The sequence below is a fragment of the Tenacibaculum sp. 1B UA genome (assembly GCF_033978845.1).
Classification (GTDB): Bacteria; Bacteroidota; Bacteroidia; order Flavobacteriales; family Flavobacteriaceae; genus Polaribacter.
Genome location: NZ_JAKVUA010000025.1, coordinates 21,824 through 29,591, shown reverse-complemented (window position 1 = coordinate 29,591; position 7,768 = coordinate 21,824). Strand labels below are relative to the sequence as shown.

The window sequence follows — 7,768 nt, the reverse complement described above, 5'->3', positions numbered from 1 at the left end:
AATAAAAAACCAGAGAAGCTAGCTTCTCTGGTTTAAATTATATTTTTTAATATGTCAACCTATTTTAGGACGACTCATTATTTACTGAAAAATTATTTTTTCTTTTTAGTTTTTTGCTGCGCAGCTTGTTGTTCTTGAGCTTGTTTCATGGCAGCATCTAAACGCTCACGAAACTTACTCTTTTTAACAGGCTTCTTTTTGTTTTCTTCAATTTTAGCATGAATCTTAGCTTCATCAATAACATAGTTCTTAATAACGAACATAATTATAATAGTTAACAAGTTTGAGATAAAGTAGTATAAACTTAATCCACTAGCATAATTGTTAAAGAAGAACAACATCATAATAGGAGAGAAGTAAATCATCCACTTCATCATTTTACTCATATCAGGCATTCCTTCTTGAGTAGGCGCTTGCATATTAGCTTGCTGACTCTGGTTCATTTTCATGTAGAAGAAAATGGCTACAGATGCTAAAATTGGAAATAAACTTACGTGGTCTCCATAAAATGGAATTTTAAAAGGTAATTGGAAAATAGTATCGTATGAAGATAAGTCATTTGCCCATAAGAAGTTTTTTTGACGGAAATCAATGTTCGTAGGGAAAAACTTAAATAGCGCAAAGAATACAGGCATTTGCATTAATGCAGGTATACAACCAGACATCATGCTTACTCCAGCTTTTCGCTGTACTGCCATGATTTCTTGTTGACGCTTCATCGCATTTTCTTTACCTGGGTGTTTTTTATTGATTTCTTCCATTTCTGGACGAATCACCTTCATTTTAGCACTTGATAAGTACGATTTATATAGTACTGGAGACATTATAATACGTACTACAATCGTCATTAAAATGATGATTAATCCGAAGTTACCAATAAACCCTTTTAACATATTAAATACAGGGTAGAATACAGTACGGTTTAAGAAACCAAAAATACCCCAGCCTAAGTCAGCGATTTCATCTAAACTAGTGCCTTCATAAGATTTTAACAAATTATAATCAGTTGGCCCGTAAAACCATTGCATATTATAATTTAATTCTCCATTTGTTAATGCTAACGGAGCTTTTAATCCGTAAGTTTTAGTATATACACTATCTTTTTCCTCACCTGCAAAATCAACAGATTTTAAAGTTGCATTGCTAAAAGGTGTATCAGATGTTAAAATAGAAGAGAAGAAGTGTTGTTTATAAGCCACCCAATCAATATCACTAACAACTTCATCATCGTTCATTTGTAAATAATCTACTTCATCATCAGCTTTATAATAGTAGTAAGAGTACATATTTTCAGTTTTTAAACTCTTTTCGTGTCTAAAACCTTTTAAACTCCAATCTAAATTAATTTCTTGAGAACTATTAATGGTATTACTTAACCCTTGTGAACGAACAGCAAAACCTACTCGGTAATCACCTTTTTTCATTTCGTAACGGTACTCTAAAAATTTAGCTTCAGAAACCTTTAACTTTAAAGAAAGTACTTGGGTGTCTCCATTTTTGGTAAGGGTAGGAGTAAATAATAAATCTTTAGTATTTAAAATTCGGTTATCAGTAGTTCCGAAATTGATATTAAAGGAAGCGTTATTATCTTTAATTAAGTATAGAGGTAATGAGTCGTATGTTTTGTAGTTTTTAACTAAAGCTTCGATGATTTGCCCACCTTTGTTATCGATAGTTAACTTTACAACGTCATTTTCTAGTGTTGTGTTTCCTTCTTGGCTTTTTGAAGCTCCGTATGCAAAAGCACCAAACTTATTTTGTAAAGCAATTTGTTGTAACGAGTCGTTTACAACTACGTTGTCGGTTAAATTGTTTTCAGTGTTGGTGGTAGCATCTGTAGTTTGCTCTGTTTGGGTAGTAGCTTCAGGAGTTTCTTCTGGCTTTTGTGTGTTCATCCACCAAAGCATAATCCCTCCTAATAAAAGCATTCCTATAAAGGAATTTAAATCAAATTTTTTTTGTTCCATTGATATATGTTAAAATGTCAACTTGTCATTTAAAGTTTTTCTTGAAAGCTGAAAAACCGGACAAAGGTAGTAAAAACCCTCTAGTTTTTTTGAGGTTTTACGGTGAATAATTTCGTTATTAATGGTAGTTCAAACAGCGTTCCATTTTTTGTCAATAAAAAATCCTGTAATTTTTAGTTACAGGATTTTTAATTTATTTTTTTGATTGTTTTAAAGCTGCTTTAATGAAACCTACAAACAAAGGGTGTGGATTTAACACCGTACTCTTATATTCAGGATGGTATTGAACTCCAACAAACCAAGGGTGAGAGTCGATTTCAACAATTTCCACCAATCCAGTTTTTGGGTTAACACCAGCTGTTTTCATACCAGCGTTTTCTAATTGCTCTTTATAATCGTTATTGTATTCGTATCTATGACGATGACGCTCACTAATTAATTCTTCTTTGTAAGCTTGAAAAACTTTGGAATCTTGTGTTAATTGACAGTCCCAAGCTCCTAAACGCATGGTGCCACCTTTTTCAGTAACATCTTTTTGCTCTTCCATTAAGTTAATAACGGGGTGTGGTACTTTAGGATTCATTTCGGTAGAATTTGCATCTTTAAGACCTAACACATTTCTAGCAAACTCAATAACTGCCATTTGCATTCCTAAACAAATACCTAAGAAGGGTATATTGTTTTCACGTACATATTGTACTGCTGCAATTTTACCTTCAATTCCTCTGTCACCAAATCCAGGTGCAACTAGTACACCGTTTAAACCTTCTAGTTGTTTAACAGCGTTTTCAGGTGTTAATTCTTCAGAATGAATCCAACGAACATTAACCTTTGTTTTATTACTAGCTGCTGCTCCTGCATGGATAAAGGCTTCTGTAATTGATTTATATGAATCGTGCAATTCAACATATTTTCCAACTAAACCAATTTCAATACTAGAGGTAGGGTTTTTGTGACGTTCTAAAAACTTATTCCATGTTTTTAAATTAGGTTGTTTACGTGTAGATAAGTTTAATTTATCTAATACCACATAATCCAATCCTTCTTTAAACATAAGGTTAGGAACATCGTAAATAGTCTCAGCATCTAACGACTGAATTACATTTTGTTTTTTAACATTACAAAATAATGCTAGTTTACGTTTAATATCATCAGAAATTTCGTGCTCTGAACGACATACTAAAATATCAGGTTTAACACCACTTTGCATTAATGTTTTTACAGAGTGTTGTGTAGGCTTGGTTTTTAATTCACCAGCGGCCGCTAAGTAAGGAACTAAGGTTAGGTGGATAACAATTGCATTATCCTCTCCTAAGTCCCACTGTAATTGACGAACTGCTTCTATATATGGTAACGATTCAATATCACCAACGGTTCCTCCAATTTCAGTAATTACAATGTCGTAATCACCTGTATTTCCTAAGATTTGGATTCTGTTCTTAATTTCATCGGTAATATGAGGAATTACTTGAACTGTTTTTCCTAAAAACTCTCCTTTACGCTCTTTATTTATTACAGATTGATAAATTCTACCTGTAGTAACATTATTAGCTTGTGAAGTAGGAATGTTTAAATAACGTTCATAGTGTCCTAAATCTAAATCGGTTTCAGCCCCATCATCGGTAACATAACATTCCCCATGTTCGTATGGATTTAATGTTCCTGGATCTATATTAATATATGGATCTAATTTTTGAATGGTTACTGAGTATCCTCTTTCTTGTAATAATTTGGCTAAAGAAGCAGCTATAATTCCCTTCCCTAGTGATGAAGTTACGCCTCCGGTTACAAAAACGTATTTTGTATTATTCATGGTGCTGTTAGGTTTGCGCAAAAGTAAGAAGTCTGGCAATTAGAACAAATAAAAAAGATAAAAAACGTACAGAAAAATTATGTATGTTTGCCGAACAGACTTTTTTTTAAAAAAAATAAAATAAGGGTTTGTCAGACTGAAAAACTGTTGTATATTTGCCCACGCTTTTAGCAGACGGAATTTCACAAAAGCAAAACATTTTTAAAGAAGATATTTAAGATATACTGTAATGAGTAAAAGAACGTACCAACCATCGAAGAGAAAAAGAAGAAACAAACACGGTTTCCGCGAAAGAATGGCTTCTGCTAATGGACGTAAAGTATTAGCTAGAAGAAGAGCAAAAGGAAGAAAGAAATTGTCTGTTTCATCTGAATCTAGACCAAAGAAATAATGATTAACTATTGTTAATTTTTTAAAGGCGTTACTGTTAAGTATCGCCTTTTTTTATAACCAAACAATTTTTATTTTTACATCACAACACAACACAAATTAAAATGCCTAAAAGACAAGACCTTAAATCGATTTTAATTATTGGATCTGGGCCAATTGTTATTGGTCAAGCATGTGAATTTGATTATTCAGGATCTCAAGCGTTAAGATCTTTGAGAGAAGATGGTATTGAAACTATCTTAATTAATTCGAATCCTGCAACAATTATGACAGACCCTTCGATGGCTGATCATGTATACTTGTTGCCGCTTAATACGAAGTCTATTGTTCAAATCTTAAAAGAGCACCCACAAATTGATGCTGTTTTACCTACTATGGGAGGGCAAACTGCATTAAATCTTTGTATTGAAGCTGACGAAAAAGGAATTTGGAAAGACTTTGATGTTGAAATTATAGGAGTAGATATTGATGCTATTAATATTACAGAGGATAGAGATAAGTTTCGCTTATTAATGGAAAAAATTGGCGTGCCAATGGCACCTCAAGCTACTGCAACGTCATTTTTAAAAGGAAAAGAAATAGCGCAGGAGTTCGGGTTTCCGTTATGTATTAGAGCTTCTTTCACATTAGGTGGAGCAGGAGCATCTATCGTATATGATGAGAAAGAATTTGAAGAGTCGTTATCAAGAGGATTAGAGATTTCTCCAATTCATGAGGTAATGATTGATAAAGCAATGATGGGGTGGAAAGAATACGAGTTAGAGTTATTACGTGATGATAACGATAACGTTGTAATTATCTGTTCTATTGAAAATATGGATCCAATGGGGATTCATACCGGAGATTCTATAACAGTAGCTCCAGCCATGACATTATCGGACAAAACGTTCCAAAAAATGCGTGACATGGCAATTAAAATGATGCGCTCTATTGGTGAGTTTGCTGGAGGATGTAACGTGCAATTTGCCGTTTCTCCAGATGAGAAGGAAGATATTATTGCAATTGAAATTAACCCACGTGTATCTCGTTCATCAGCATTAGCATCAAAAGCAACTGGATATCCAATTGCAAAAATTGCTGCTAAATTAGCAACAGGGTATACTTTAGATGAGCTAGATAACCAAATTACTAAGTCTACTTCAGCTTTATTTGAGCCAACATTAGATTATGTAATTGTAAAAATTCCTCGTTGGAACTTTGATAAGTTTGAAGGTTCTGATAGAACGTTAGGTCTACAAATGAAAGCGGTTGGAGAAGTAATGGGAATTGGACGTTCGTTCCAAGAGGCGTTACATAAAGCAACTCAATCGTTAGAGATTAAACGTAATGGAATTGGAGCTGACGGTAAAGGGTATAAGGACTACAACCAAGTTATAGAAAAATTAACATATGCTTCTTGGGATAGAGTATTTGCTATTTATGACGCAATTCAAATGGGAATTCCGTTAAGTAAAATACACTCAATTACTAGGATTGATATGTGGTACTTACGCCAATATGAAGAGCTATATATGTTAGAAAAAGAAATTTCTACATATACTGTTGATACGCTTGATAGAGAGTTATTATTAGAGGCTAAGCAGAAAGGATATGGTGATCGTCAAATAGCTCACATGTTAGGATGTTTAGAGAGTGAAGTGTATAAAAAGCGTGAGGAATTAAAAATAAAACGTGTTTACAAATTAGTAGATACTTGTGCTGCGGAATTTAAAGCACAAACTCCTTATTACTATTCAACATTTGAAAGTGAAATAGAAACAGCGGATGGTACCGTTTCTGTATCAAACGAAAGTGTGGTTTCTGATAAGAAAAAAGTAATTGTATTAGGTTCAGGACCTAACAGAATTGGTCAAGGAATTGAGTTTGATTACTGTTGTGTTCACGGTGTGTATGCAGCAAAAGAATGTGGTTACGAAACGATTATGATTAACTGTAACCCAGAAACTGTTTCTACCGATTTTGACACGGCAGATAAATTATACTTTGAGCCTGTTTTCTGGGAACATATCTACGACATCATCAAGCATGAAAAACCAGAAGGCGTTATAGTTCAGTTAGGAGGACAAACAGCTTTGAAATTAGCTGAAAAGTTAGAACGTTACGGAATTCCGATTTTAGGAACTAGCTATAAAGCGTTAGATTTAGCGGAAGATCGTGGAAGTTTCTCTAGCTTATTAAAAGAAAACAATATTCCTTATCCAGAGTTTGGAGTTGCAGAAAATGCTGATGAAGCTTTAGCTTTAGCAGATGAATTAGATTTCCCAATTTTAGTGCGTCCATCATATGTATTAGGTGGGCAAGGAATGAAAATTGTGATTAACAAAGAAGAATTATTAGAGCATGTAGTAGATTTATTACGCAAAATTCCTAATAATAAATTATTGTTAGATCACTATTTAGAAGGAGCAATTGAAGCAGAAGCAGATGCAATTTGTGACGGTGAAAATGTATACATCATTGGAATTATGGAGCATATTGAGCCTTGTGGAATTCACTCAGGAGACTCGAATGCTACCTTACCAGCCTTTAATTTAGGGGAATTAGTATTAGAGCAAATTAGGGAGTATACTAAAACAATTGCCTTAGCACTAGATACAGTAGGATTAATCAACATTCAGTTTGCAATTAAAGATGATAAAGTTTTTATCATTGAAGCAAACCCACGTGCATCTCGTACGGTTCCGTTCATAGCAAAAGCATATAAAGAACCTTATGTGAATTATGCTACAAAAGTGATGTTAGGAGATAAAAAAGTAACTGATTTTGATTTCAATCCACAGTTAGAAGGCTTTGCAATTAAGCAACCTGTATTCTCTTTTAATAAGTTCCCTAATGTAAATAAGAATTTAGGGCCTGAGATGAAATCGACAGGAGAAAGTATTCTGTTTATAGATTCACTTAGAGATGATGCTTTTTACGATTTATATGCAAGACGTAAAATGTATTTAAGCAAATAAGTTGTAAGAATAAATACAATATATTGATGATAAAAATCCGAAGGTTAACCTTCGGATTTTTTTATTGATTTAAAAAGTTAACTAATTGCTTAGCGTTAATAGTATATCTTTTTTTAATGAGCTTCTCTTTTTCCAGTTGACTTATCTTTTCTTTTGAATAAACTTCGGTATCAAAGTCTTCAATATATCCATTTACTTTATAAATATAGATTTCAAGGTTTTTGATATTGTTTTTTCGAGCAAACTTTTTCGGTAAATTGATGTTTTCTGAGCCATTTTCTATAGTTTTTTCCATTTCTCGTTCTCCCACGGGTCTTATGGTTAATGGATCATTTAGTTCACTGTAAAAGAATAATTCTTTATTTTTATACGCTACCAAAAACATATCAGTAGGAGTTTGGATATCAAATAACAAATCACCTTCATTTTGAGACTTCGAAATTAGTTGATAATCCTCTTTTGTAAATTCAAAATTAACAGTGAAATAATAATCTTGAGTTTTAGAAATACTTTGTGATGAGTTAAAGTCGTTTTGAGATTTTTTAGAAGAATAATTTTTACAGTTTAAAACAAGGAATAGAAAAATTAAAGGAAATAAAGCAAAATGTTTCATAATAAATACTTTAGAGTTTCTTAAAATT

5 protein-coding genes are annotated in these 7,768 nt (G+C 32.9%); 2 read left to right on the top strand and 3 right to left on the bottom strand.

All coding sequences use genetic code 11. The features are described 5' to 3' along the window. Positions 1-92 precede the first annotated feature (92 nt). Together yidC and MK851_RS14595 are read right to left on the bottom strand one after the other, a co-directional pair. Positions 93-1,967, bottom strand: a complete 1,875-nt coding sequence (gene yidC, locus MK851_RS14600; RefSeq protein WP_320244613.1) for a membrane protein insertase YidC — start codon at positions 1,965-1,967, stop codon at positions 93-95. A gap of 193 nt (positions 1,968-2,160) precedes the next feature. Continuing rightward, positions 2,161-3,780 (bottom strand): CTP synthase, encoded by a 1,620-nt coding sequence (locus MK851_RS14595; protein ID WP_303510901.1) that lies wholly within the window; start codon positions 3,778-3,780, stop codon positions 2,161-2,163. 229 nt (positions 3,781-4,009) lie between these two features. Here MK851_RS14595 and rpmH point away from each other — a divergent pair, with 229 nt between their 5' ends. Both rpmH and carB read left to right on the top strand, forming a co-directional pair. Next, positions 4,010-4,171, top strand: coding sequence for a 50S ribosomal protein L34 (gene rpmH, locus MK851_RS14590; RefSeq protein WP_028891113.1), 162 nt, complete (start codon positions 4,010-4,012; stop codon positions 4,169-4,171). Between the two features lie 103 nt (positions 4,172-4,274). Beyond that, positions 4,275-7,127 (top strand): carbamoyl-phosphate synthase large subunit, encoded by a 2,853-nt coding sequence (carB, locus tag MK851_RS14585; RefSeq protein WP_303510894.1) that lies wholly within the window; start codon positions 4,275-4,277, stop codon positions 7,125-7,127. A gap of 61 nt (positions 7,128-7,188) precedes the next feature. Here carB and MK851_RS14580 read toward each other — a convergent pair whose 3' ends face one another. Continuing rightward, a complete protein-coding gene (locus MK851_RS14580) occupies positions 7,189-7,740 on the bottom strand; it encodes a hypothetical protein (protein WP_320244607.1) in 552 nt (183 codons plus the stop codon). Between the last annotated feature and the right edge of the window lie 28 nt (positions 7,741-7,768).

Coding starts and splice junctions, on each gene's coding strand:
- yidC (WP_320244613.1), bottom strand. CDS start 1,967: ATGGAACAAAAAAAATTTGATTTAAATTCCTTTATAGGAATGCTTTTA.
- MK851_RS14595 (WP_303510901.1), bottom strand. CDS start 3,780: ATGAATAATACAAAATACGTTTTTGTAACCGGAGGCGTAACTTCATCA.
- rpmH (WP_028891113.1), top strand. CDS start 4,010: ATGAGTAAAAGAACGTACCAACCATCGAAGAGAAAAAGAAGAAACAAA.
- carB (WP_303510894.1), top strand. CDS start 4,275: ATGCCTAAAAGACAAGACCTTAAATCGATTTTAATTATTGGATCTGGG.
- MK851_RS14580 (WP_320244607.1), bottom strand. CDS start 7,740: ATGAAACATTTTGCTTTATTTCCTTTAATTTTTCTATTCCTTGTTTTA.